Annotated in this window: 21 protein-coding genes; 12 read left to right on the plus strand and 9 right to left on the minus strand. The window is 49.5% G+C overall.

Features of this window, described 5'->3' with window-relative positions:
• Positions 1-103 precede the first annotated feature (103 nt).
• Positions 104-1045, plus strand: coding sequence for a sugar-binding transcriptional regulator (locus tag KNV97_RS02590; RefSeq protein ID WP_136483973.1), 942 nt, complete (start codon positions 104-106; stop codon positions 1043-1045).
• A gap of 62 nt (positions 1046-1107) precedes the next feature.
• Here KNV97_RS02590 and KNV97_RS02595 read toward each other — a convergent pair whose 3' ends face one another.
• Positions 1108-2034 (minus strand): ketopantoate reductase family protein, encoded by a 927-nt coding sequence (locus tag KNV97_RS02595; RefSeq protein WP_218562053.1) that lies wholly within the window; start codon positions 2032-2034, stop codon positions 1108-1110.
• A 276-nt stretch (positions 2035-2310) separates the two neighbouring features.
• Between KNV97_RS02595 and KNV97_RS02600 the strand changes: the two genes are divergently transcribed.
• Positions 2311-3048, plus strand: a complete 738-nt coding sequence (locus tag KNV97_RS02600; protein WP_218562054.1) for a helix-turn-helix domain-containing protein — start codon at positions 2311-2313, stop codon at positions 3046-3048.
• 303 nt (positions 3049-3351) lie between these two features.
• Here the strand turns inward: KNV97_RS02600 and uxuA are convergent, their stop codons facing one another.
• From uxuA to KNV97_RS02615, 3 genes are all read right to left on the minus strand, one after another.
• Positions 3352-4539, minus strand: a complete 1188-nt coding sequence (uxuA, locus tag KNV97_RS02605; protein ID WP_136483969.1) for a mannonate dehydratase — start codon at positions 4537-4539, stop codon at positions 3352-3354.
• 66 nt (positions 4540-4605) lie between these two features.
• Positions 4606-5376 (minus strand): FCD domain-containing protein, encoded by a 771-nt coding sequence (locus KNV97_RS02610; protein ID WP_136483968.1) that lies wholly within the window; start codon positions 5374-5376, stop codon positions 4606-4608.
• A 106-nt stretch (positions 5377-5482) separates the two neighbouring features.
• Positions 5483-6472, minus strand: coding sequence for a TRAP transporter substrate-binding protein (locus KNV97_RS02615; RefSeq protein ID WP_218562055.1), 990 nt, complete (start codon positions 6470-6472; stop codon positions 5483-5485).
• A 313-nt stretch (positions 6473-6785) separates the two neighbouring features.
• Between KNV97_RS02615 and KNV97_RS02620 the strand changes: the two genes are divergently transcribed.
• The 5 genes from KNV97_RS02620 to uxaC are packed head-to-tail and all read left to right on the plus strand — an operon-like array spanning position 6786 to position 13957.
• On the plus strand, positions 6786-7313 hold the full coding sequence (locus KNV97_RS02620) for a TRAP transporter small permease (protein ID WP_218562056.1): 528 nt from the start codon (positions 6786-6788) through the stop codon (positions 7311-7313).
• Positions 7314-7323: 10 nt separating this feature from the next.
• Positions 7324-8625, plus strand: coding sequence for a TRAP transporter large permease (locus KNV97_RS02625; protein ID WP_218562057.1), 1302 nt, complete (start codon positions 7324-7326; stop codon positions 8623-8625).
• Positions 8626-8681: 56 nt separating this feature from the next.
• A complete protein-coding gene (locus tag KNV97_RS02630) occupies positions 8682-11057 on the plus strand; it encodes a glycoside hydrolase family 31 protein (RefSeq protein ID WP_218562058.1) in 2376 nt (791 codons plus the stop codon).
• 12 nt (positions 11058-11069) lie between these two features.
• Positions 11070-12533: a mannitol dehydrogenase family protein gene (locus tag KNV97_RS02635; protein WP_218562059.1), complete on the plus strand. Its 1464-nt coding sequence runs from the start codon at positions 11070-11072 to the stop codon at positions 12531-12533.
• A gap of 11 nt (positions 12534-12544) precedes the next feature.
• On the plus strand, positions 12545-13957 hold the full coding sequence (uxaC, locus tag KNV97_RS02640; RefSeq protein WP_136483962.1) for a glucuronate isomerase: 1413 nt from the start codon (positions 12545-12547) through the stop codon (positions 13955-13957).
• A gap of 149 nt (positions 13958-14106) precedes the next feature.
• Here uxaC and KNV97_RS02645 read toward each other — a convergent pair whose 3' ends face one another.
• A complete protein-coding gene (locus KNV97_RS02645; protein ID WP_136483961.1) occupies positions 14107-16431 on the minus strand; it encodes an FdhF/YdeP family oxidoreductase in 2325 nt (774 codons plus the stop codon).
• A gap of 758 nt (positions 16432-17189) precedes the next feature.
• On the opposite strand from KNV97_RS02645, the gene KNV97_RS02650 reads away from it, so the two are divergent.
• The 4 genes from KNV97_RS02650 (at position 17190) to KNV97_RS02665 (ending at position 20614) form a co-directional block, all read left to right on the plus strand.
• Complete coding sequence (locus KNV97_RS02650) at positions 17190-17495, plus strand: bestrophin family protein (protein ID WP_256611847.1); 306 nt, start codon at positions 17190-17192, stop codon at positions 17493-17495.
• 243 nt (positions 17496-17738) lie between these two features.
• Complete coding sequence (locus KNV97_RS02655; protein WP_136483960.1) at positions 17739-18641, plus strand: LysR family transcriptional regulator; 903 nt, start codon at positions 17739-17741, stop codon at positions 18639-18641.
• 13 nt (positions 18642-18654) lie between these two features.
• Positions 18655-19518, plus strand: coding sequence for a formate dehydrogenase accessory sulfurtransferase FdhD (gene fdhD / locus KNV97_RS02660; protein WP_218562060.1), 864 nt, complete (start codon positions 18655-18657; stop codon positions 19516-19518).
• A gap of 109 nt (positions 19519-19627) precedes the next feature.
• Positions 19628-20614, plus strand: a complete 987-nt coding sequence (locus KNV97_RS02665; protein WP_136483958.1) for an LLM class flavin-dependent oxidoreductase — start codon at positions 19628-19630, stop codon at positions 20612-20614.
• Between the two features lie 81 nt (positions 20615-20695).
• Here KNV97_RS02665 and KNV97_RS02670 read toward each other — a convergent pair whose 3' ends face one another.
• The 4 genes from KNV97_RS02670 to KNV97_RS02685 form a co-directional block, all read right to left on the minus strand.
• A complete protein-coding gene (locus KNV97_RS02670) occupies positions 20696-21121 on the minus strand; it encodes a VOC family protein (protein ID WP_218562061.1) in 426 nt (141 codons plus the stop codon).
• Between the two features lie 221 nt (positions 21122-21342).
• Positions 21343-22140, minus strand: coding sequence for a slipin family protein (locus KNV97_RS02675; RefSeq protein WP_136483956.1), 798 nt, complete (start codon positions 22138-22140; stop codon positions 21343-21345).
• Positions 22115-23527: an NfeD family protein gene (locus tag KNV97_RS02680; RefSeq protein ID WP_218562062.1), complete on the minus strand. Its 1413-nt coding sequence runs from the start codon at positions 23525-23527 to the stop codon at positions 22115-22117. The genes KNV97_RS02675 and KNV97_RS02680 overlap by 26 nt, the downstream gene beginning before the upstream one ends.
• A 143-nt stretch (positions 23528-23670) precedes the next feature.
• The gene (locus KNV97_RS02685; RefSeq protein WP_136483954.1) at positions 23671-24600 is read right to left on the minus strand and encodes a DMT family transporter; all 930 of its coding nucleotides are present in this window, start codon (positions 24598-24600) and stop codon (positions 23671-23673) included.
• A gap of 93 nt (positions 24601-24693) precedes the next feature.
• On the opposite strand from KNV97_RS02685, the gene KNV97_RS02690 reads away from it, so the two are divergent.
• Positions 24694-25590: a LysR family transcriptional regulator gene (locus tag KNV97_RS02690; RefSeq protein ID WP_136483953.1), complete on the plus strand. Its 897-nt coding sequence runs from the start codon at positions 24694-24696 to the stop codon at positions 25588-25590.
• The last annotated feature ends 75 nt before the right edge of the window (positions 25591-25665 follow it).

The raw sequence follows: 25665 nt of genomic DNA on the forward strand, positions 1-25665 counted from the left end.
ATGATTTGATTTGCACTCAATACCAGAACAGGCGAAGATAGCTGGGCACCACAGATAACACGGTGTTTTCAGAGTAATAAAACCGAGATACGAGGCAAAAATCGTGGCAAAAGACGACAATTTCAAAACCGATCAAATGGTGCGAGCCGCCTGGATGTACTACGTATCCGGTCGTAATCAGAGTGAAATCGCTTCTGAACTTGGCCTGTCACGGCCCGTGGTGCAGCGTCTGATCGCCGCCGCTAAAGAAGAAGGCATTGTGTCGATCGGATTGCACCACCCGATTGCGACCTGTCTGGATTATGCTGAACTGCTGAAAGCGAAGTATCAATTAGTCGAGTGCAGCATAGTGCCGACCACCAGCCCAGAAGAAACCCTGGATAATGTCTCTTTTGGCTGCTTTCAGCTGATGTCGAAATACATCAAGGATCAACCGGATCAGATCATTGGTATCGGGTCTGGATTAACGTTGAAGAAGGCGATTAAACGAATTGATTTCGATGCACCGAGCAGTAAATGTGTCGCACTGATCAGTGCGATGGGTGTGGATGGACAATGTAACTACTATGATGATGTGCCCTTGATTCTGGCCAGCAAAGTGCAGGCAAACTACTATCAGTTACCGGCGCCGCGCTACGCCACATCCGAGCAGGAACATAAAACCTGGACCACAACCCGCCTGTTTGGCGATGTTACAGCGGTAGCAGACAACGCCAACGTGATCTTTATCGGTATTGGTTCGCTGAGTAAAGCCAGTCCGATCATCAAAGACGGTTTTATCAGTGCAGATAAAGCGCAGGAGCTGAACGAACAAGGGGCGGTGGGTGAAATTCTGGGCCGCTTCATTAACCAGGACGGCGAAGTGGTGAACTGCAGCATCAACCGCTTCATCACCAGTTATGATATGCGCAGCAGCCGTTGTCCGAAAATCGGCTCAGCCTGCGGAGAAGACAAACGCCCAGCCATTCTGGCCGCGCTGCGTGGCGGCTGGATAAATGGCCTTGTCACTGATGAGACAACCGCGCGCTGGTTACTGACCCAGTGACATACTGTTAGAGGAAGTCTGTTAGGGGAAGCGCGGCTGTGCGTACACTTCCCCTTATAAAATTAGTCATATAACCCGTATGCACCTTCCATCGCGTGGATCAGATCCACAATCAGGGTATTGTAAGGCGTTGGCACACCATAGCGTTTGGCTTGTTCGACAATCGCGCCGTTAATGGCATCAATTTCCATTTTGACCTGGTTTTTGCGGTCCTGATACATGGAGGAATAGCCATCGCCGGCGGTTTCACACACACTTTTAACCATATTCAGCGCTTCGCGACGGTCAAAATAGGTACCGTCGGCTTCGGCAACTTCAATCGCCTCATAAATCAAACGCTTGGCAAAGTCCCACGCATGTTCGTTCTTAATCATGTAACCAATTGGGGTTTGGGTAATGGCGGTAAACGTATTGACCGATAAGTTCACCAACAGCTTACTCCAGATAATTCGCTGAATATCATCGGTCGCTTCGACCACAAAGGACGCTTCCAGCAAGGCGCCTTGCGCCAGTGCAACCTGCTTATCCGCATTATGATTACTGCCGATGGTGGTGACCCCAGAGGCCGGATGCTTGATTTGGCCTAGGCCAAGATTGACCGCATTATGCTTGCTGGTGCCAATGATGATGTTTTCCGGCTTCACATACTGCTGAATCAGGCGGTCATTACCAGCGCCATTTTGCAGCGTCATCACCAGGGTTGACTCTTTAAACAGATTTTGGTTTTGCTCCAGAGCGACCTGAGTATAGGTCGATTTGACAAAGACGATGACCAAGTCCATCGCGACGTCACATCGACCGGATAAGTATGCCTGAACACGGGGAAAATTCACTTTTTCACCGCTTTGCTCTTCAATAGTTATCCCTGACTGCTGAATCGCCGTGACCTGAGATTCCAGTGCGTCGATCATAAAGACCTGATGCTGCTGACTTAAATACGCACCGTACAGACACCCCATGGCGCCGGCGCCGATCACCGCTATTTTCATATTTTGCTTCCTGTGATGTTGACTCCGTGACCAGCGCGGAAGTGTCCGTTTCCTGACTGCACGGTTGCGCTGAGTATATCGGTAGCCTTTAAGCCACGACAAACTGCATAAGTTTCATTTAAAGAAACAAAATTTTGATAAATTCTCTTTTAAATAGAAAAAAGTCCACTTATTTGCTAGTTTTGCAAAGCAGAAAATCCATTCATCAGCAAAATCACGCAAATGCACCGTTATACGAACGTTTCATCCGGTCATTGATTAAAGGATCTGAATATCATGAACCGACCACCGACAGATCATGTGGCGATTAATCGCCATATCGGCGCCAGAATCCGTACCCATCGTAAAAACTTGGGGCTCACGATTCAGCAGTTGGCCGATCTGATATTTAAAAGCCGCGCCACGGTATCAAAATACGAAACCGGCGAGATCTCTATCGATATGGTAACCCTGTTTACCATTGCCGAAGCGCTTAAAGTCACCCCAACTCAGCTGATTGATTATCGCGTCAGCCCAAGTATTGAACCGGCCCCGCCAACGTCTGGCGTTCAAACCTTTCACAGTGCTGCGCGGCTGTTTTTCTATTTTTACGACGGCCGCTACAACCGGCTAAAAGACGGGGTGATTGATATATTGCCAGACAAGCAAGGCAGCCAGCAGACCGCGACACTGACTATCAGCGTCGTGACCCCAGACGGCAAAAGTAGCGAGATCTATTACAGAGGCTGCGTGACGTACAGCGATCGGTTGATCCGCTTTTCATTTATTAACCAGTACAACACGCTGGAAGAATGCCTGCTGTACATATTTAACCCGCTGGAATTGCGGGACAACACCTTCGGTCTGTTATGCGGGATTTCATCGGCCGATATGCGGCCCTGCGCGTTCAAATGTCTGGTCACACTTAACAGTCGCCCCTACTCGGATGAACTGAAAGAGCAACTGCGCCTGACCAAAGAAGAACTGAAAGAGTCGAAAAAACTCAACATGCTGGTCGTCAATAACGTTTTGTAAAACATCGCGTTATTAAATATTAAAATAAGCGCTGATCGCTCGTTCTATGTACCTTTGCCAGTTATCAGTAACAGAGCGGTCAGAGCAAACTGCTTTGACCGCTTGTGAATGCACGTCTGATACGCTGGAAGCAACGCAGGTAAAAACCTGACGCAACACGTTTGGAGCGAAATAAACGTGCGACGTCAGATGAAGATAAAGGACGTAAGGAGCAAAGCACAGCCTAGTGTGACAGTATCAGATATAGCGTGACAGTATCAGATATAGCGTGCTTACCAAACTTTCAGCGAGTAAGGACGGAGGCTAGCGGGTATAGAACGTGCGTTTCAAAGCCAGCTCTACTCCGCGAATTTCCGCCAGACCTTTCAGGCGGCCAATACAGGAATAACCCGGATTGGTCTGCTTTTTCAGATCATCGATCATCTGGTGACCATGGTCCGGACGCATTGGAATACGTCTGACATCACCCTCTTGTTCACGACGATGCTCTTCTTTAAGCAACGCATTGATAACGTTATACATATCCACATCACCATCCAAATGGGCCGCTTCATGGAAGCTTTTGGGATTGTTCTCTTCCCGCTGTGTTGAACGTAAATGGGTAAAATAGATACGGTCACCGTAAGTTTCAATCATACGTACCAGGTCATTATCACCGCGCACACCGTAAGAACCAGTACACATGGTAATGCCATTCATCTTGCTCGGTACGGCGGTTGTCAGCGCCTCAATGTCTTCGATGGTAGACACAATACGCGGTAAACCCAGGATAGGACGCGGTGGATCATCCGGATGAACCGCCAGTTTCAGGCCATATTGTTCACAAACCGGCATCAGTTCCTGCAGGAACAGCACCATGTGTTCACGTAACTTATCTTTGTCAATGCCCTGATACGTATCAAGTCGGGCCTGGAACTCATCCAGAGTGTAACCTTCTTCCGCGCCTGGTAGACCAGCGATAATATTCGCGGTCAGCTTATCAATTTGTGCCTGAGACATGTTCTCAAAGCACTGCTTCGCTTCGACTATTTCCTGCTCAGTGTAATCGGCTTCGGCACAAGGTCGCTTGAGGATAAACAGTTCGAAAGCCGCAAATTCAATCTGATCAAAGCGCAGTGCCTTGGAACCATCCGCCAACTGATATTCCAAATCGGTGCGGGTCCAGTCAAGTACCGGCATAAAGTTGTAACACACGGTATCAATGCCGCACTTGGCCAGATTGGTTAGCGACTGTTTGTAGTTATCAATCCACAACTGATAATCGCCGGTTCGGGTTTTGATCTCTTCGTGCACCGGCACACTTTCAACCACAGACCAGTTAAAACCTTTAGATTCCAATAACTCTTTACGGGTCAGGATTTCTTCTATACTCCACACTTCACCATTCGGAATATGGTGTAAAGCAGTCACAATACCGGTTGCCCCGGCTTGTTTAATATCATCCAACGATACCGGATCATTCGGGCCGTACCAGCGCCAAGTTTGTTCCATGATAGTTTCCTAGTTATATATTGTTGAGCAACATCGTATGACTGCTTCAACGAGACATCCAACCAATTAGCGAAACAGATAGCCATCAAAAGAAGGGTCATCCACATCGGATAATTTGAACAACGTCTGCTTAACGTTCTCGATGTGTTGCCACATCGCTTGTCTTGCCCCTTCCGGGTCACGCTTCTTTAACGCCAAGAGGATTTTTTCATGATCCTCTAGCCATTGATAACGGTACGTATTACTTGTAATACGTGCATGCAGTTGTTGCCACATTGGACTCTCTGCTCGCCGGTCCCATAAGTCTTGGAGAATGTCACTCAGGACGCTGTTTTGCGAAGCTTCAGCAATTGTTAAGTGAAACATACGATCGCATTCATAATCTTCTTTATCATCCTCAAGATTAATTCGCTCTTGATCCAAATAGGATCTAAGACGGGAAATATCACTTTTAGTAACGTTAGAAGCAGAGAAACTAGCGATCTGACTCTCTAAAACCTGACGAGCTTGTAACAGTTCAAACGGACCAACATCGCTATTGCGATTTAACTCAGGATCCTGATTATCGTTTAAAGAGTCCGGAAGCTTGATCACGTAAACTCCCGAACCTTTCCGTACTTCAACAAACCCTTGAAGTTCCAGCATGATAATCGCTTCACGAACGATCGAACGGCTAACATCCAGCTCTTCTGCGATTTCTCGCTCAGGAGGTAATCTCTCCCCAAGAATAAATTCACCAGACGCAATCCGTTTCTGTAGCCCGAGGCCAATTTCCTGATAAAGACGTTTTGGATTTATCATGCCAACACTAATCGTTAAGTTTGTATTAATACCCATATGATCTCACTTAATCCACTACCGGTATTGCCCTGTACAGATATAACTATAATCGAACCCCGAATAATTGGGCAATCAATCTAAGTTCAAGCTTAGATTTGACCAACTAATTCGACGCTAATGCATCAATTTCCTTCACATATTGGGCGATCGCTTGATTGTTTAACGCCTCATCATGTATCGGTTTAACTGCGTCGATAAACGGCTGTTTCTCGACAGAGACAAAAGAAACGCCCATCGCTGACTTTGCTTTTTCTCGCGCTTCAGCGATCATTTTGGTCCACAAGTCTTTATGGTAAAGCATCGATTCTTGCGCCGCTTTGCGCACGGCAACTTGCTGTTCAGCAGTGAGTTTATCCCAGGACTTTTCACTGATGACTAATACATCAGGAATCATGGTGTGCTCGTCCAAACTAAAATATTTCGCCACTTCACCGTGACGAGAGTTTGTTAACGCCGTTTCGTTGTTCTCAGCGCCATCCACCACGCCTTGTTGTAGCGCTGTGTACAGCTCACCGTAAGCCAAAGGTGTCGGTGAGCCGCCCATTAACTTGATCATATTGACAGCAGTAGGGCTTGGCTGAACTCGAATCTTCATCCCTTTGAGATCCGCTGGTGCCTCAATGCGTTTTTGAGCGTAGAAACTACGCGCACCGCCGTCATAATACGTTAAACCAATAAAGCCTTTACCCTTTGATGCAGCTAAAATGTCAGCCCCCACTTTACCCGTTAATACTTGATAAAAATGGTTACGGTCGTGAAAAATATAAGGGATATTGAATGCGCCGTAAGCCGGTTCAAACGACTCAAGCTCACTGGCGTTAGACTTGGCGATGTCCAGAGCACCGTTTTGCAGTAGTTCCATTGACTCTCGTTGCGTCCCCAGTTGACCATTCGGATAAATGCGAATTTTCACTTCTCCATGCGTGTATTCCTTCACTTTGTCAGCCATGTAATGCATCGACTTATGCACCGGATGATTTCTATCCTGGTTATGACTCAGTTTCAAAATGGTGGTTGCAGAGGCAGAAAAAGAAATGGAAGCAGCAGCCACACAAGCGATCGCAGCAGACAGTGTTTTTTTACTAAACCGCATAATGTTCTCCGTTTAGAATGATGTTGTTTTCATGCGTTATCTTTCCAATCACTGGATGAGTACACCATGCATTCCTACCTCATCTGCAGCAATTCGTTGTTAACTTATCCGCCAAAGCGAACCAATAGCAACCAAAAATCTCAAATTGGTTGACCAATATCATAAAAAACGCACTCGTCTGTTCAGCCAAAATAGTAATGGGAGTTAGATCACAGGCTGATTTGGTAACTCATGCTCTAATCAGCGCCGATTTTATGGAAAATAATCTATCCCTACGCACTTATAACAAAAAATTGGTTTACCAGGAGTCATTATGGACAAGTTAATAGGCGTCATTAATCGAGGGCTGTCGACATTCTGCATCGCACTATCCAGCGTTCTCGTTACCTGCGTTGTCTGGCAAGTTTTTTCTCGCTACGTGCTCAATGCTCCCAGCACCACAACCGATGAGCTTGCCCGCTTCCTATTTATATGGGTTGGACTCTTGGGCGCCGCATATACACTGGGACAGAAACGCCACTTAGCCATTGAATTACTTGAACAAATTCTAGAAAACAATCCGGTAAAAATTGGACTTCTGCGTCTGGTTGTTAACATCATTAGCATTATCTTCGCCAGCGTAATCATGATTTATGGTGGTGGTAAACTGATGCTCCAGACCCTGGCAAGCGGGCAGGTTTCCCCTGCTCTCAGCCTGCAGATGGGCTATGTGTATTCCGCCATTCCTCTTAGCGGAATATTCATGTTGATATACTTATCGGCTGACTTCTTGACCAATCTGAGGACATGTAAGGACGGGAAAACGTCCGAGGTGGATTCTGTGGCTAACCAATTTAAATAGGAAATAACTCATGGATTGGCAAATTATTATCGTCTTGTTTGGAACTTTCTTTGTTTTCCTCGGATTAGGGGTACCGATTTCTTTTGGGATCGCCATTTCTTCGTTACTAACCATCATGCTGTCATTGCCTTTCGACTCAGCCATTGCGGTGATCTCTCAAAAGCTTGCCTCCGGCCTTGATAGCTTCTCATTACTGGCCATACCGTTTTTCATTCTGGCCGGCAATATCATGAACCAAGGAGGGATTGCACTTCGATTAATCGAATTTGCAAAAATTATTGGTGGCCAGTTACCAGGTTCACTGGCACACGTTAACGTTCTGGCGAACATGATGTTTGGGTCCATTTCTGGTTCCGCTGTGGCCTCTGCGGCGGCGGTCGGCGGCACTATGTCGCCTTTGCAAAAGAAAGAAGGTTATGACCCAGCCTATTCCGCTGCGGTCAACATCACTTCTTGTCCAACGGGATTGCTTATTCCACCCAGCAACACGTTTATCGTCTATTCGTTGATTTCTGGCGGTACATCAATCGGGGCATTATTTCTGGCCGGATACATTCCCGGTCTTATCATGGGTCTAGCGCTCATGATCGTGGCAGCTTTAATCGCCAAAAAACGTAACTATCCCGTATCCGCAAAACCCACCCGCCGAGTCGTGCTGCAAAAAACGCTGGATGCGTTACCTAGCCTTGGGCTGATTGTGATCATTATGGGTGGCATCATTGGCGGAATATTTACCGCAACGGAAGCATCCGCTATCGCAGTCGTCTATACGCTTCTTCTGGCAGTCGTTTTTTACCGTGAAGTTAACCTCAAGCAATTGCCCGCCATCATTCTGGAGTCTGTCATCACCACCTCGATTGTTCTGCTACTGATTGGGGCATCAATGGGGATGTCCTGGGCGATGGCCAATGCCGATATTCCATACATGATCAGCGACGCCTTGATGGCTGTGTCCGAAAAACCCCTGGTTGTCCTTCTTATCATCAACCTGATTCTGTTGATTGTTGGTGTCTTCATGGATATGACGCCCGCATTGCTGATTTTTACACCGATTTTCCTACCTATCGCGATGGACTTGGGCATGGATCCGGTTCACTTCGGCATCATGATGACGTTTAACCTATGTATCGGTATATGTACCCCGCCGGTCGGCAGTGCACTTTTCATCGGCTGCTCTGTCGGTAAAGTAAAAATTGATAAAGTCATCAAGCCCTTATTACCGTTTTATGCGGTATTGGTGCTGGCACTGATGCTTGTCACCTACATTCCAGAAGTCAGCCTCACTCTGCCTCGGGCTTTACTCGGCTATTAATCCAATTTGTATTTTCAAAGCGCACCCAGTGTGCGCTTGTATTTAAGGACTCAATAATGAAAACACTGAAACACTGGGAATGGGACTCAGCTCAAGGCAACGAAGTAGTCCTTCGGTGCGATTCTAAGCATACGCTGCATATATTTATCCTGGAACAGGACATTTTCCGCATTCTGATAAAGAAAAACCAACAACTTCGCTTGGACAGAACATGGACCGTAGCGCCATCAACCGATGATGTCGAGTGGCAAGGCCGTGAACGAGTCTCCACCCAAGGTTATTCCCTACCCGACTACAGACTCACACACACCAAGGATACGGTCGACATTGAGACCGACCGCCTGAAATTAACCATCAGTCAGCCACTGCAGATGCATTGGAGCTATTTAAGTGAAGGCCAATGGCAACCGCTGGCCCATGATCGTAAAACTGGAGCCATTCAACTCGCCACCCAGTCTCAAGGTATTGCCCATTTCATGCACCGTGGTGATGACGAATATTACTTTGGTCTGGGCGAAAAAACGGGCAATCTCAATCGTGAAGGACGTCGATTTGAAATGCGTAACCTGGATGCCATGGGGTACAACGCCAGCTCAACCGACCCGCTCTATAAACACATTCCATTCTATATCACTCGCACACCACAAAATGTCAGTTACGGCCTGTTCTACGACAACCTGGCCAATTGCTGGTTTGACTTGGGCAATGAGCTCGATAATTACCACATAAAATACCGTAGCTATCGCGCTGAAGATGGTGACCTTGATTTCTATTTTATCCTCGGCCCTACCGTCCTGGATGTCACTCGCTCCTTCACGCGATTAACGGGTGGGACGATATTCGGCCCCAAATGGAGCTTAGGCTACAGCGGCTCGACAATGCGATATACCGATGAACCCCATTCTCAGCAACTGCTGGAAAGTTTTGTCGATCAATGCCAGCAACATCGGATTCCGTGTGACTCGTTCCAACTGTCATCCGGCTATACTTCAATCGGTGACAAACGCTATGTCTTTAACTGGAACCACGACAAAGTGCCGAGTCCGGAAGATATGTCACACCACTTCCACCAGCATGATATGAAGCTGGCCGCCAATATCAAACCCTGTTTACTGCATGACCATCCAATGTATCAGGACGTCAAACAACAGGGGTTGTTTATTCAGGATTCGGAAAGCGATACGCCGGAAATTTCTGTGTTCTGGGATGCCGATGGCTCACACCTCGATTTCACTAATCCCAAAACGATCGACTGGTGGAAAAGTAACGTCACTACCCAATTGCTTGAAAAAGGCATCGATGCGACCTGGAACGACAATAACGAGTATGAAATATGGGATCACAGCGCACGCTGTTTTGGCTTTGGGCAATCGATTCCAATTGGGCTGATCAGACCGTTACAGCCTTTATTAATGATGAAAGCATCGTATCACGCGCAACGCGAATTCGCGCCGCAATTGCGCCCGTATTTAATCTCACGCTCTGGCTGCCCGGGAATGAACCGATATGTGCAAACCTGGAGCGGCGATAACCGTACCAACTGGACCAGCCTGAAATACAATATCAAAATGGGTCTCGGCATGAGCCTGTCTGGTTTGTACAATCTGGGACACGATGTCGGTGGTTTTTCCGGTGACAAACCCGATCCTGAACTATTTGTCCGCTGGGTTCAAAATGGCGTGATGCACCCGCGCTTTACCATCCACTCCTGGAATGACGACGGCACAGTCAATGAACCCTGGATGTATCCTGAGGTCACGCCGATTATTCGCAAAGCAATGGCGCTCAGATATCAACTCATGCCGTATCTTTACGATACCCTGTGGCAAGCACACCGCTATCATCAACCGATGTTGCGGCCGACGTTCCTTGATCATGAACACGATGCCAACACGTGGGAAGAGAATGACGACTTTATCCTCGGGCAATCTCTGCTGGTCGCATCCGTGGTTGAACCTCATCAACGTGAGCGTGAAGTGTATCTCCCTGACAACGGTCTGGGATGGTATGACTTTTATACACATCAATGGTTTAGCGCAAGTCAAATCATCACACTACCGGCAGCATTGGAAACCATTCCACTTATGGTCAAAGCTGGATGTGCTTTGCCATTGAATCCCGAAGTTGGGGTACAGACCACTCAGGATGATAACCAGCGTACAATTCTGCTCTTCCCGGCTCAGGGTGTGCATCACTTTACCCAAACCATTTTCGATGACGACGGTGAAAGTTACGCTTACCAGGATGGTGAATACTTGGAACTGACCCTGGTGGTTACAACGGACGCGAAGTGTATTCATGTGGTAATCACCCAATCTGGTGAATTCAAGCCAGATTACTCTGCAGTCGAAATTCGCCTGCCAGCAACCGAACAACGAACGCTCGTTATCAACGGTGAATCTGCAGGCAACCTTTATCGCCTTTCTATCTGAGAGTCTACCAAGATGAAAAATATTTCTAATACGCTGCTAAAATCTGACGTATGTCTGCCCCAATATGATCGCAGCCGTTTAGTGACCAGAATCGTTCACTTAGGTTTTGGGGCGTTTCATCGCGCCCATCAGGGATTATTCACCCATGACATGCTGACCAAAACGAACAGTGATTGGGGAATTTGTGAAATTAATCTTTTCAGTGGTGCCCCACTGATACAAGCACTCAGACAGCAAAATTGTCTTTACTCTGTGGTAGAAAAAGGCGTACAGGAGACAGAGGTTAAGATCATCGGGGCGGTGACTGAAGCCATGCATCCGGCGGACAATGGTATTGATGCAATCTTGGAAAAAATGGCCGAACCTCAGGTCGCCATCGTCTCTATGACCATTACCGAAAAAGGTTATTGCACCGATCCGGCCACAGGTAAACTGGATATAAATAATTCGCTGATTCAGGCCGATTTGAGCAATCCAAAAGCACCAAAATCAGCCTTAGGGTACATAGTGCAGGCGCTAAAACTGCGCCGTGAACGCGACTTAACACCATTTACCGTCATGTCCTGCGACAACGTACAGGAAAATGGCCATGTCGCCAAAGCCGCAATTCTGGAGTTTGCCCAGTTACTGGATGCTGAATTACGCGACTGGATAGAAACCAACGTGGCCTTCCCAAGTACCATGGTCGACCGTATCGTCCCTGCGGCAACCGAGGATACACTGGCTGAAATTTCCTCTCTTCTGGGCTGTGATGATCCATGCGGCATTGCCTGTGAGCCATTTCGTCAATGGGTGATTGAGGACAACTTTGTGGCCGGCCGGCCAGACTGGGACGTCGTCGGTGCGGAATTTGTTCAGGATGTCGTGCCTTATGAAGAGATGAAACTGCGCATGTTAAACGGCAGTCACTCTTTCCTCGCCTATCTGGGTTATCTGGGGGGCTATGAGCATATCTCCGACACCATGACCGACGCAGGCTATCGTAAAGCCGCCTTTGACATGATGATGAAGGCGCAGGCACCGTCACTGAACATGCCTCAGGGAACGGATTTGGAAAGCTATGCCACACTGCTGATTGAGCGCTTTACCAATCCGAGTCTCAAACACCGTACCTGGCAAATTGCCATGGACGGCAGTCAGAAGATTCCGCAACGCCTGGGCGGCAGTCTCAAGTTCCATCTCGCCAACGACAGTGACTTCTCCTGGCTGGCGACCGCAATCGCTGGCTGGATGCGTTATGTCTCCGGTGTGGACGAACAGGGCAATCCGATTGATGTCCGCGATCCTATGGCCGATATGCTGCGCCAAATCTGCGATCAGCATGATCACAACATCTCGGTCGTACCCGCTTTACTGAGCGTGGAGGCGATCTTCCCGCCAGAACTGGGGCAGAACCCGGCCGTTATCACAGCTGTCAGCAAAGCTTACCAGTCCCTGCTTGATCACGGTGCGCGTGCCACCGTTGCCGCCCTGTAAGGAGAACCCAAATGAAACCATTTATGTGCGAAGATTTCCTGCTTTCCAACGAAACAGCACGCCGTCTGTACCATGAGTACGCCAGCCACCAGCCGATTTATGACTATCACTGTCACCTCAATCCGGCTGAAGTGGCAGGTAACCGCCGCTTTGAAAACCTGACTCAAATCTGGCTGGCAGGCGATCACTATAAATGGCGCGGCATGCGTTCCGCCGGGGTCAGTGAGCAGCTAATCACCGGTGATGCGAGTGATTATAACAAGTACCTGGCCTGGGCCAACACAGTCCCGCAAACCCTGGGTAACCCGCTGTATCACTGGACTCACCTTGAGCTGCGCCGTCCATTCGGTATCACGAACACCTTATTCGGGCCAAAAACAGCCGAATCAGTCTGGCAACATTGCAACGAATTACTGGCAACACCAGAATTTTCTGCCCGTGGGATCATGCAACAAATGAATGTGGTCATGGCAGGAACCACGGATGATCCTATTGATTCTTTACAGCATCACCGCACAATTGCAGAAGATGAAAGCTTTAATGTCGATGTGCTGCCAAGCTGGCGCCCGGATAAAGTGTTTAAAATTGAACTCGATGGATTTACCGATTACCTGCATCAGCTTGGCCAGGTCAGTGATATTGAGATTCGCCGTTTCAGCGATTTACTCAGCGCTCTGGATAAACGTCTGGCCCACTTTGACGCTCATGGCTGCCGCGCCGCGGATCATGGCATTGAAGTGGTTCGCTTTGCGCCGGTTCCTGAGGAGAAAGTGCTCGATACCCTGCTGGCTAAACGTTTAGACGGCGCTGTGCTCAGCGAAACCGAATGCGCCCAGTTCTCAACCGCTGTGCAGGTGTGGCTTGGTCAGCGCTATTGCCAACTGGGTTGGGTTATGCAACTGCACATCGGCGCGCAGCGTAACAACAACAGCCGTATGTTCCGTCTGCTCGGCGCTGATGCCGGTTTTGACTCGATTGGCGACCGTCCGTTTGCTTTTGAACTCGCCAATCTGCTGGATGCGATGGATAAAAGCGACGAGCTGCCGCGCACTATTCTGTATTGCCTCAATCCGCGCGATAACGAAATGATGGCAACCATGATTGGCAACTTCCAGGGTGGCGGTATTGCCGGTAAGATTCAATTTGGGTCCGGCTGGTGGTTTAACGATCAGAAAGACGGCATGCAACGTCAAATCGAGCAACTGTCACAACTTGGCCTTCTGAGCCAGTTTGTCGGTATGCTGACCGATTCACGCAGCTTCCTATCCTACACCCGTCACGAATATTTCCGCCGTATTTTGTGTGACATACTCGGCCGCTGGGCAGAAAATGGTGAAGTGCCAAACGACCTCTCCTTGCTAGGATCCATGGTGGAAGACATCTGTTTCCATAACGCCAAACGCTATTTTGAGCTGCGCAGCTAAGCTTAGTTTCGTTAAGTACGGTTTCATTAAGTACGGTTTCGTTAAGTTCAGTTAACGGGCAGAAACTCAGGGGTTTGCCAGCTAGAAAGATAAAAAGGGAAACACCGATGTGTTTCCCTTTCGTTTTTCAGCAGTAAGCCAGAGCCAGGTTAAGCCGCTGTGGTCGGAATAATATTATCCGGTTTGGATTTTTCCAGCTTAATCGCGACAAATTTAGAGGTCGGAGTAAACGTACGATCGCCGTAGCTTTCCAGCGGAACCAGCGGGTTGGTTTCCGGGTAGTAAGCCGCTGCCTGACCATTTGGCATATCATAGGGCACCAGTTCGAATCCGCTGACGCGGCGTTCAATCCCGTCTTCCCATAGCGTCACCATATCCACTTTTTCACCCGGTTCAAAACCAAGGCGCAGGATATCGTCTTCGCTCACGAACACCACTTCACGTTTACCAAACACACCGCGATAACGGTCATTCAGGCCGTACAGCGTAGTGTTGTACTGATCGTGGGAACGCATGGTCTGCAGGATCAGATCCGGCGTATCACCGAGTTTAGTGACCGTTTCATTAATCAGCTGCGCCGGTAGCGTCGACGCAGAGAACTGAGCCTTACCACTGGCCGTATTCCACTCGCGACGTGCCGCTGTGTTACCCAGATAGAACCCGCCCGGGTTGGCGATCTTGTGGTTAAAATCGCTAAAGCCCGGAATCGTATCTGCAATCATATCGCGTATCCGGCCGTAATCTTCAATCGCCCAATCCCAGTCTATCGGGAAATTGCCCAGCGTTGCTTTGGCAATACCAGCCAGGATAGCCGGTTCAGAGCGCATTTGATCAGAGCGCGGTTTTAACTGACCGTAAGAGATGTGTACCATGCTGAAGGTATCTTCAACCGTCACACCCTGCGGGCCGTTGGCCTGCATATCCACTTCGGTACGCCCCAGACACGGCAGGATCAGGGCATCACGGCCGGTCACCAGATGAGAACGATTCAGCTTAGTCGCAATATGCACGGTCAGCTCACAATTACGCATCGCATCGTGAGTTCGCGGTGTATCCGGTGTCGCCTGGGCAAAGTTGCCGCCCAGGCCAATAAAGACTTTGGCACGTTTCTCTTCCATCGCCTGGATGGCCGTCACGGCGTTATCGCCGTGGTGACGCGGCACCTTAAACTGAAAACGTTTTTCGATCGCATCCAGCAGAAACTGTGGCGGCTTCTCGTTAATGCCCATAGTACGGTCGCCCTGCACATTACTGTGTCCGCGCACCGGAGACAGGCCTGCACCCGGCTTACCTACGTTACCACGTAACAGTTGGAGATTAACCACTTCCTGAATCGTTGGCACTGAATGACGGTGCTGCGTCAGACCCATTGCCCAGCACATCACTACGCGCTCAGCACGACGGAACATCAGCGCCAGCGTTTCAATCTCATCCAGACGCAGGCCAGATTGCTGCACGATGTGATCCCAGGAGGTCTCTTCCACGGCTTGCAGGTAAGCATCCAGTCCTGAAGTGTGTTCACGGATAAAATCGTGATCAAAAACTGGCTCGTCACCATTTTGCTGCGCTTGCTGCTCCCAGGTCAGCAGGAACTTCGCCATACCACGGAACACCGCCATGTCTCCGCCCAGAGCAGGACGGAAGTAAGCACTGCTGGTTGGTTTAGAACCATTACTGAGCATTTCGATTGGTTTCTGCGGATTCTGGAAACGTTCAAGTCCACGCTCTTTCAGCGGGTTGAGACAGATAACCTCAGCGCCGCGTTTAACCGCTTCACGCAACGGTTCCAGCATACGTGGGTGGTTGGTACCCGGATTCTGGCCGATAACAAAAATCGCATCCGCGTGCTCAAAATCATCAAACACGACGGTGCCTTTACCAACGCCCAACGTTTCCGACATCGACACGCCACTCGCTTCATGGCACATGTTTGAGCAGTCTGGGAAGTTGTTGGTGCCAAAAGCACGCACGAAAAGCTGGTAAAGAAATGCCGCTTCATTACTGGCACGGCCGGACGTATAAAACTCAGCCTGATCAGGTGATTCGAGAGATTTCAGATGCTGGGCAACCAGCGCAAAGGCATCTTCCCAGGAAACCGGAACATAATGGTCACTGGCAGCGTCATAACGCATCGGTTGGCTAAGACGGCCTTGATATTCAAGCCAGTAGTCGGTCTGTTTGAACAGTTCACTCACACTGTGCTGAGCAAAAAACGTCGCATCAACCAGACGACTGGTTGCTTCCCAGTTGACGGCTTTGGCGCCGTTTTCACAGAAATTGACCATACCGCTTTCCGGTGATTCGCCCCAGGCACATCCCGGACAGTCGAAACCGTTATTCTGGTTGGTTTTTAACAAAGCTCGCAGGTTACGAAAGCCATTTTCACTGCGAAACCAGCTTGTTGTTACCGCTTTTAATGCCCCCCATCCGGCAGCAGGGCCATTATAATCGGTAATATTTTCCTTTTGGTTCATGACGACACTCCTCGTTAGGAATAACAATGAACTTACGATCTACCTGTGAGCATGTGGCAAACTTCCCCTGAAAACAGGCATCATTAACCATAAAAGAGCAATGCATCATGGTGCGATGACAGAAATAAAGAGACAAGTTCATTGAGTTATAATTCAAACTCTCGCAATAAAAATTGCCGAGTTTTTTATTTGGCCTGAGAGTAATCCTAAAATTTTGCATCGTCCAATTGAGGTTATCTAACACTTGATAGATGGCATCTATCGGTTATTTTAAACCCACCTAGTCCACAATTTAAACAAGGTTTAAGACCTGTTTTATACTCAGCTATGCAAGCGCATTTATCAGCCGGCTCTATGGTTTGATAAACACAACCGATTTGATCAGACATAATAGTGGGATTATGATTGACCCAGATCAATGAAGCTGTCGATTTCTTCACCATGTCGATAAGATTTTTTGTCATCAGAACGAGGCAAGCAACAAAGCTACCTGGGATCATCTGATATTTTTATCCGGTTTAACGATCGGTGTAACTCATTTTCTTGCGGTTATTTCAGGTAGCAACAAAATAATTAAGGCGTATAAATTCATTATATATAATTAATTCTCCTCAGTTAGTTTAATACGTCATACAACGTCAACACCTGGCTGAATATACGTTTGGAAATACTATGGTCGTGTATTTTACTCCAAATTTATTTGATATCCTTTTTTCATTAAAAGGGTCTATCGCTAAAAAATAGCGAAACGCATTTTCATGATTACTGCTCTGGCTGCGATCATTGTTCTGGTCGAAAGTGGGTATTCGTCACTGTTTAGTCAGGTCAGCGCGACGCCGTTTACGTTGCTGGGCATCTCCCTGTCGATTGTTACCACTATCGTCAGCTATGCCTTGTTTGGTTTGGACGCAATTGGTGACGAACTGGAAGGCCCGTTCGGTCATGATGAAAATGCACGGCCACTCGATGCACTGGTACGAATCATCGAACGTGATATTCTTGATACTCTGAACGTTACCGAACTGCCTCCGCAGAAAAAGCCGGTGGACTATATCCTGAGCTGAATTTGGCCCTGTAGGGGATCAGATAACCGCCGGCATAGCCAGGTAGCGGCGCGACGAGAACCGGCTAACAACAAATAAAAGCCGATAATAATGTCGAACTGAATCTATTCAGTCTGTCAGTCTCAACACAAGCGGACCTTTTTGGTCACCGGACATGACGCGGCCTGCACCAAAATTGCCATTCACAGTATGGCTGCCGCAGTGACGAGTGCGCTTAAAGAAAGGGCCGCTTAAGGAAGTAGTATGGACATTAAGCAACTCAAATACCTCATCGCTCTGGATGAAACCCAGCACTTCGGGCAAGCCGCAGCAATGTGTAACATCACTCAGCCGACGCTGTCTATGCGCATTCGTCAGTTGGAAGAAGAGCTGGATCTGACCTTGATCAATCGTGGTCAGCGCTATCAGGGCCTAACCGAAGCGGGTGAACGAATCCTGGCCTGGGCACATACCCTACTGGCGGCGCACGATGCGTTGCAAACGGAAGCCGCTAACTGTCGCGGCCAGGTTGTGGGTAGCCTGCGTCTGGGGATGGTTCCTCTGGCCAGCCTGAATCCAATGGTGTTGCTTGAGCCCTTGTCCAAAAGTTATCCGGAGCTGCGTTATCAGCTCTCTTCATTGACCTCAGAGCAAGTGATCGACGGCCTTAACCGCAACCAGCTCGATCTTGGCTTATGTTATATGGATCAGATTGATACCACTCATTTTGACGTCATCGAGCTGCCTTCCACCCAAATGGGGCTGCTCTACGATCAGCGCTATTTTGATTTCGACGAGACCGAGATGGCCTGGACAAGGTTAAACAGCATGCCTTTAGGCCTGCTCACTCAAGGTATGCACTATCGGCAGTCGATTGATATCAGTTTCAGCAGTAAAGGCATCACACCTAAAATCCTGCTGGAAAGTGACTCCACCTTCCAACTGCTGCAATCGGTCAACGCAGGGTTGTGCTGCGCAATCATGCCGCTCAACAGCGGTTTGGAACACATGAACGATGCGCTGCACATCATTCCGATTGAAGACGCCCGTGTCCGCGCCCGCATGGGATTGCTGATGCGAAAAACCGAACCGCGCTCAGCAGTAGCAGAACGCTGCTTTATCAAGGCACAAGAAATTTTTGCTGCCGGCAGCCATCAGACAGATTAACGCGGAGGTCAGCATGACATGTACATTAACTCAGTTAAGTGAATTGGCTGATACTAACGTTGCCGCGCCAAATCCGGACGAGTACGGCTACGTCGAAATGGATCAGCAACAGAATATCGCTTACAAACCACTGGCCAGTGAAACCGCGCTTTCTATCAGCTATAACGGCCTCAATCATGCGGTGATGATGGTCACGCCCGGTAATATCGAAGACTTTATCCGCGGCTTTAGCCTCAGCAGCGGCATCGTGCAATCGATGAGTGAAATTCGCGACATTCAACTGCGCACCGGCCAGGACGCGCACAATGCAGAAGTGGAACTGAGCAGCCGCGCCTTCTGGGCACTGAAAACCCAGCGCCGTACCCTGGCCGGAACCAGTGGCTGCGGTATTTGTGGGGTTGAAGCTCTGGAGCAGGCACTGCCGCAGCTTGAAGTACTGACTCCGGTAGCCGCACCCGACCCGCGTCAATTCATCAATTTACGCCAACGCATTGCCGAGGCCCAGGTGCTCGCCAGCCAAAGCGGTGCCCTGCACGCAGCGCTGTATGCTAACAGCGCAGGTGAAATTACCTTGTGCCGTGAAGACATTGGTCGTCACAACGCACTGGATAAACTGATTGGGGCGATGCTGCACCAGAAAATTGATCCGCAAACAGGGTTTGTGGTGATGACCAGTCGCTGTAGCCTGGAACTGATTCACAAAACCGTGCGCGCGAAAGTAGCCACACTGGTTACGCTCTCCGCCCCAACCGCATTAACTGTGCAATGGGCGCGGCAACACAATCTGAATCTGATTCATCTGCCCAAGCACAGCGCGCCACGTCTGTACAGCCCGGCTCCCGGCCCACGCAGTACTTCATCTTTAGTGCCTGCTTAGCCGGTTTCATCAGGGCTGCGCCTGAACAGCGCAGCCCTTACATTCTGTCGGTTTATTTTGGCGTGATAAACAGGCATAGTGATCACTCGTCCATGACACAAGAGTCCTCATGCAATTACCTCCTTTTTCAATCCTGGATCTGGCGCCAGTCTCTGAAGGCTCCGATTTTCATTCCACATTCCGCAACTCGGTTTCTCTGGCCCAGCACGCTGAAGCGTTAGGATTTAAGCGCTTCTGGATGGCGGAACACCATAATATGCCCGATATTGCCAGTGCCGCCACTTCCGTACTGCTCAGCCACATCGGCGCCAATACGCAGACAATTCGTCTTGGCTCCGGCGGGATCATGCTGCCTAACCACGCTCCGCTGGTGATTTCCGAACAGTTCGGTACCCTGGAAGCCCTTTATCCGGGCCGGATTGATCTCGGATTAGGTCGTGCGCCCGGTACCGATTATCCAACCATGCACGCGCTGCGCCGCGATCCGGAGCGCATGGATCCTGATTTTGATGAACTGCTGGAAGAGCTGCAGTTTTTTATGGGCCCGATATCCGACAACCAGCCGGTACGCTCCTATCCGGGCAACAACGCGAAAGTGCCTTTGTGGCTGCTCGGCTCAAGTACCTACAGTGCCCGTTTAGCCGGTATCAAGGGATTACCTTTCGCTTTTGCCGCTCATTTCGCCCCGGATTCGATGTTACGCGCTCTGGACATCTATCGTGATAATTTCCGCCCGTCTGAACAACTCGACAAGCCTTACGCCATGATCGGCGTGAACGTAATCGTGGCCGAAACCGATCGTCAGGCACAGTATCTGGGCACGACGGAAAAGCAGAAGTTCCTTAAAATGGCACGTGGCGGACGCGACAAACTACCGCCACCGGTCATGAGCATGGACCCGCTGTGGCTGCCCCATGAGCAGCGCCATGTTGAAACGCAATTACGGGAATCGATCCACGGCAGCCAGGAGACAGTCCGTCGCCGCTTAGAAAATCTGCTTGAGCGGACTCAGGCCGATGAGATCATGGTGAACGCCATGATTTACGATCATCAGGAAAAACTGAAATCGTATCAGCTGCTGTCAGAGTTACGCTAAGCCAGGTCTGAGCTCAACCACAAACAGCACAAAGCCGCGTCAAAACGCGGCTTTGTCGTCGATTTAAAGCACAGTTCCTGCCTACTTGGCGAACAACTGCCCCATATCTTTAAACGCTTTAAATTCCAGCGCATTACCACACGGATCGAAAAAAAACATGGTTGCCTGTTCACCAGCCTGGCCTTGAAAACGAATATACGGCTCAATCACGAACTCAATGTTGTAGCGCTTAAGACGCTCGGCCAGCGCTTGCCACTGCTCCCAGGTCAGCACCACACCAAAATGCGGCACCGGAACATCATGCCCATCGACCGGGTTAGTCACCGCCCGCTCCTGATCGGCGGTACGCGGATGAAAATGGATCACCAACTGGTGACCGAAAAAATTAAAATCGACCCAGCTTTCTGCGCTGCGCCCCTCTTCGAGGCCAAAGACTTCGCGATAAAACTGCCGGGCGAGCGGCACATCATAGACAGGTATCGCTAAATGAAACGGTTGTAAACTCATGAGCACTTCCTTGATTTTTGCTACTGCTACAGCACTGCTTTGCCACTGATACTGCATTGTTTTGCTACTGATACTGCATTGTTTTGCCACTAATACAGCGGTCAGACTTGGCGTTAACACCTGACTTCCCTGTGACTTAAGTAGTTGAACACCTCAAACGTCAACCACTTGTTCAAGTGTACCTGTGCCGGCCGCTCTGCCCCGTGCTCACGCGCCCAGAATCAGGGCTCTTTATCAGGTTTTTTGTTTTTAGTCAGGGTCTGGAACAAACCTTCCATCATTGAGGTTGGCATCGGAAATAGTATGGTCGAGCTTTTTTCGCCGGCGATTTCGGTTAATGTCTGCAAATAACGCAGCAAAATGGCATTCGGCTCAGTCGCCAGACGATTAGCCGCTTCCACCAGTTTCTCTGACGCTTCCATCTCACCGGATGCGTGAATCACTTTCGCGCGTCGGGTCCGCTCAGCTTCGGCCTGACGGGCAATGGCGCGGATCATCGATTCATTCAGATCGACATGTTTTATTTCGACGTTGGAGACTTTAATCCCCCACCCTTCCGTGCGGGCATCGAGAATGGCCTGAATATCCGCATTGAGCATTTCCCGGTTGGCTAACATCTCGTCCAACTCATGCTGACCCAGCACCGAACGTAAGGTGGTCTGAGCCAGTTGCGATGTGGCCTGGAGATAATTTTCCACATTAATAATGGCTTTCTGTGAATCAACCACGCGGAAATAGAGCACGGCATTGACCCGCACCGACACGTTGTCACGGCTGATGACATCCTGACTCGGTACATCCATCACGACCGTGCGTAAATCGACCCGTACCATTTGTTGGATGACCGGGATGACGATGATCAAACCCGGACCTTTCACCTTCTGGAATCGACCGAGGAAGAAAATCACCCCGCGTTCATACTCACGCAGAATACGGAATAAGCGCACTGCGATCAGCACCACCAGCACCACAATCAGAATCGGTGTTAGCAGCTCAGTGTTGACTGGAATTGCTGGCATCGTCTGTACTCCTTTTTACTTGAGAAACTTTAGTGACTTTCAGAATCAAGCCATCCAGTTCAATGACTCGTATCGGGTCCCCTTTGCTTAACGGTACGTCACTGATGGCTTCCCAACGTTCACCTTCGACATGCACAAAACCGTGTCCGGTAAAACTCTCCAACGCAACGCCATGCTCACCAGCCAGCGCTTCGCTGCCACTGACCACTTGTTTTTTGCGCAGCTCCATAACGCGCTTGAGCACAAAAATGATCACCCCTGCCGACACAGCGGCAATCGCATAAATCAACGTCAGGGAAACACGTAGCTCAGGCAGATCGCTGTCGATCAAAAAGACCGAGCCAAGAACAAAGGCCACAATGCCACCTGAACCGAGCAACCCAAAGCTGGGCAGGAAGGATTCGGCAATAAACAGAGCGATACCGAGCAACATCAAGCCCAGCCCCACATAGTTCACTGGCAACAACTGGAAAGCATACAAGGCGATAAGCAGGCAGATTGCGCCGGTGATCCCGGCAATACCAAAGCTCGGACTATAGAATTCGAGTAACAGGCCATATACCCCGATCATCATCAGGATATAGGCGACGTTAGGGTCAGTGATGGTGGCCAAAAACTTATTGCGTAAATCAGGGTCACGCTTTTCGACCTGAGCGTGACTAAAATCGAGCGTCACTTGCTGATGATTCAGCTCGAGCGTTTGCCCTGTCGCTGCTGACAATAAATCCTGGGGTGACTCAGCCATAACGTTAATCACGTTCAGCTCGAGTGCTTCGCTAGCCGATAAGGTAGCGGCTTCACGCACTGCTTTTTCCGCCCATTCGACATTACGGCCACGCAACTGTGCCAGAGAACGAATATAAGCTATTGAGTCGTTGAGGATCTTTTTCTCCATCGCACTGGGTTCGCTGGGCTTGTCCTGCTGTTCTCCACCCGGGCCAGGGCCGCCCATTTGTACCGGCGTCGCAGCCCCAAGTGTGGTCGCAGGTGCCATTGCTGCAATATGGCAGGCGTAAAGAATATAGGTACCCGCACTGGCAGCGCGAGCTCCTGGCGGATGAACCAGACAAAGCACAGGTATGTGGGAAGCAAGGATATGTTGGTTTATATCGCGTAGGCTGGACACCAGGCCACCGGGAGTATCAATCGCAATAACGATTGCCGGAGCATCAGCGATGGAATTGGCACGTTGAATCTCTTTGATCACATAGTCGCCAACAGCAGGGCCGATAGCACCACTGATGGTGATCACTGGAACGGTAGATGAACGCTGTAACTGTGGCAATGCTGGCTGTTCTGGCTGCGTGCCACTGTCCGTTTCACCCGTCGCCAGTGTTGAGACACTCAGCAGCACCGACAAAAGCGCTGCAAATAGCCGACGATACATAATCAGATCCGGTATAAAACTCTAATTAGAGTTTAGCTAAAATCCTCACCTTTGCTGTGTGAATATCGCCATAGATAAAACAAGGGCGGGAATATCCCGCCCTGCTGGCTGTTGCTCGTTATTATTGCTCAATCTTCACAACATCACTGCTGAGGACAGGCCATTGATTTGCGTTTCGGCAAACGAATCCGAGGCAGAAGCAGGCCCGCCACCACTAATCCAATACCGGCTAACTGCAATTGAGTCACCGCATGCCCCATCACAAAGGAAGTCAGGACTGAGAAAATCGGCACGAAGTTAAAAAACAGTGCTGCGCTGGCCGAACCGAGGCGTCGCACACCATTGAGCCACAACAGATAACCGGCCACGGTGGCAAACAAACCGATGTACACCACCTCGCTAATGCCGACAGCGCTGGCATTAAACAGTTCTGCGAACGGATGCACGTCAGATGAGAACAGACACATCACGCCAATCACGGCCGCGCCACTCAGCATTCCTACCAGAGTGTAAGGGATCACCGCCATCCAACGACTGATCCCCTGGCTGAAATAGGTGTACAGACTCCAGGCTAGCATGCCTGAGAAGATGAGCTTATCACCATGGTTAATCTGCAAGGAAAGCAGGGTTTCAAGATGGCCGTTGGTGATCACCATCAGTACCCCGGTCAGACTGACCAGCAGACTGAAACATTGTGCGCGTGACGGCCAACTGCGCTGAGCGACACTAGCGATCAGCGAGGTCATTAACGGGCTGAGAGCCATGATCAGCGAGCCATTGGTTGCGCTGGTATAGGCAAGGCCGGTGAAAAGCCCGAGATTAAGACCACCCACGCCCACAGCGCTGACCGCAAACACCCACAGCCACTGGCGGTTGGTGATGACAGGTTTAGGCATGCGCGCGACACGCACATACAGCGCCAGACAGGCTGCAGCGATAACAAAGCGCCAGAAGACTAAGGTCAGCGCATTCACTTCCTGCAACGCATGTTTGCCGATGGGAAAGCTGCTGCCCCAGAAAAAGGTACAGATAAGAAGAAGCACAACTGCTTTCAGGATTGAATCGGAATTCATCGTCACTCCAAAGAACTTGTCAAAACAGGTTGCCTAGTGTATTGATTTCAACATTAGAATAAACAAGCAAAATTAAGACGGTAAATGCCATAAATGAAACCTAACTACTCTTTAGACGATTTGCGCTGTTTTTGTGCTGTTGCCCGCTTTGCCAGTTTTAAAGAAGCCGCTGCTTATCTGGAAATGCCCCTTTCCACCTTGAGCCGTCGTATCCGCCAACTGGAAACCGATCTGCAACTCAGGCTTCTTAACCGCGATGCCCATCGGGTGATTCTAACTCACACCGGTGAACAGTACTTCCAGCGTTCAGAGGCCTTGTTTGACGAGCTCGGAGACATTGATGAGGATTTACACCGCGATAAACACCAGCCAACCGGAAAAATTCGTATCTCCACGCCTATCAACGCCGGCTCCCAGTTTCTGCGCCCGATTTTTTATGATTTTTTATTGCAACAGCCGGATATTCAGCTCGACCTGCGGTTCTCCAATTCCCTGATTGATATCGAAGCGGAAGGCATGGATGTGGTATTTAGGGTTGGCAGTCCGGTGGTCGATAACTGGATCGCCCGCCCACTCAAACACATTCATTTCCTCCTGTGCGCCCATCCGGATTATGATCTCAGCGCGATACAGCACCCCAAAGATCTGTGTGGTCACCCGACGGTGCTTTGTCACCCTATGATTCCCTGGCAACTGGTGAATAAAACCAATCACCAGGAATTTGATTACCATCCGCAAAAAGGTGTCCGGCTCGAACTCGATGAAATTCAGATGCTGTCGCATGCGGTCAAAACCGGACTGGGAATAGGCTATATCCCCGACTATTTTGCCCTGCCAATGATAGCGCAAGGTGAAATGCAGCACGTATTACCAGACTGGCGCAGTAAAGAACGCACCCTGTTTATGCTGTATCGCGAGCGTCAAAATATTCCTCTGCGCGTGCGACTGTTTATTGAGTTTGTCCTGCAATATTTCGACAGCCATGAATAGAATAAATGACACAGAGCGACACACTTTTTGCTCGCTTAACCTCCAATTCCCAAGCCGGGCACTACACTAATGGAA

This window comes from Vibrio ostreae (assembly GCF_019226825.1).
GTDB classification, from domain to species: domain Bacteria; phylum Pseudomonadota; class Gammaproteobacteria; order Enterobacterales; family Vibrionaceae; genus Vibrio; species Vibrio ostreae.

What these genes read in the sequence shown, in the direction of transcription:
- KNV97_RS02650 (WP_256611847.1), top strand. Translation starts at nt 17,190, where the DNA reads ATGATTACTGCTCTGGCTGCGATCATTGTTCTGGTCGAAAGTGGGTAT.
- KNV97_RS02610 (WP_136483968.1), bottom strand. Translation starts at nt 5,376, where the DNA reads ATGGGTATTAATACAAACTTAACGATTAGTGTTGGCATGATAAATCCA.
- KNV97_RS02690 (WP_136483953.1), top strand. Translation starts at nt 24,694, where the DNA reads ATGAAACCTAACTACTCTTTAGACGATTTGCGCTGTTTTTGTGCTGTT.
- KNV97_RS02630 (WP_218562058.1), top strand. Translation starts at nt 8,682, where the DNA reads ATGAAAACACTGAAACACTGGGAATGGGACTCAGCTCAAGGCAACGAA.
- KNV97_RS02600 (WP_218562054.1), top strand. Translation starts at nt 2,311, where the DNA reads ATGAACCGACCACCGACAGATCATGTGGCGATTAATCGCCATATCGGC.
- KNV97_RS02620 (WP_218562056.1), top strand. Translation starts at nt 6,786, where the DNA reads ATGGACAAGTTAATAGGCGTCATTAATCGAGGGCTGTCGACATTCTGC.
- KNV97_RS02635 (WP_218562059.1), top strand. Translation starts at nt 11,070, where the DNA reads ATGAAAAATATTTCTAATACGCTGCTAAAATCTGACGTATGTCTGCCC.
- uxuA (WP_136483969.1), bottom strand. Translation starts at nt 4,539, where the DNA reads ATGGAACAAACTTGGCGCTGGTACGGCCCGAATGATCCGGTATCGTTG.
- KNV97_RS02625 (WP_218562057.1), top strand. Translation starts at nt 7,324, where the DNA reads ATGGATTGGCAAATTATTATCGTCTTGTTTGGAACTTTCTTTGTTTTC.
- KNV97_RS02670 (WP_218562061.1), bottom strand. Translation starts at nt 21,121, where the DNA reads ATGAGTTTACAACCGTTTCATTTAGCGATACCTGTCTATGATGTGCCG.
- KNV97_RS02680 (WP_218562062.1), bottom strand. Translation starts at nt 23,527, where the DNA reads ATGTATCGTCGGCTATTTGCAGCGCTTTTGTCGGTGCTGCTGAGTGTC.
- KNV97_RS02655 (WP_136483960.1), top strand. Translation starts at nt 17,739, where the DNA reads ATGGACATTAAGCAACTCAAATACCTCATCGCTCTGGATGAAACCCAG.
- KNV97_RS02645 (WP_136483961.1), bottom strand. Translation starts at nt 16,431, where the DNA reads ATGAACCAAAAGGAAAATATTACCGATTATAATGGCCCTGCTGCCGGA.
- fdhD (WP_218562060.1), top strand. Translation starts at nt 18,655, where the DNA reads ATGACATGTACATTAACTCAGTTAAGTGAATTGGCTGATACTAACGTT.
- uxaC (WP_136483962.1), top strand. Translation starts at nt 12,545, where the DNA reads ATGAAACCATTTATGTGCGAAGATTTCCTGCTTTCCAACGAAACAGCA.
- KNV97_RS02595 (WP_218562053.1), bottom strand. Translation starts at nt 2,034, where the DNA reads ATGAAAATAGCGGTGATCGGCGCCGGCGCCATGGGGTGTCTGTACGGT.
- KNV97_RS02675 (WP_136483956.1), bottom strand. Translation starts at nt 22,140, where the DNA reads ATGCCAGCAATTCCAGTCAACACTGAGCTGCTAACACCGATTCTGATT.
- KNV97_RS02615 (WP_218562055.1), bottom strand. Translation starts at nt 6,472, where the DNA reads ATGCGGTTTAGTAAAAAAACACTGTCTGCTGCGATCGCTTGTGTGGCT.
- KNV97_RS02665 (WP_136483958.1), top strand. Translation starts at nt 19,628, where the DNA reads ATGCAATTACCTCCTTTTTCAATCCTGGATCTGGCGCCAGTCTCTGAA.
- KNV97_RS02685 (WP_136483954.1), bottom strand. Translation starts at nt 24,600, where the DNA reads ATGAATTCCGATTCAATCCTGAAAGCAGTTGTGCTTCTTCTTATCTGT.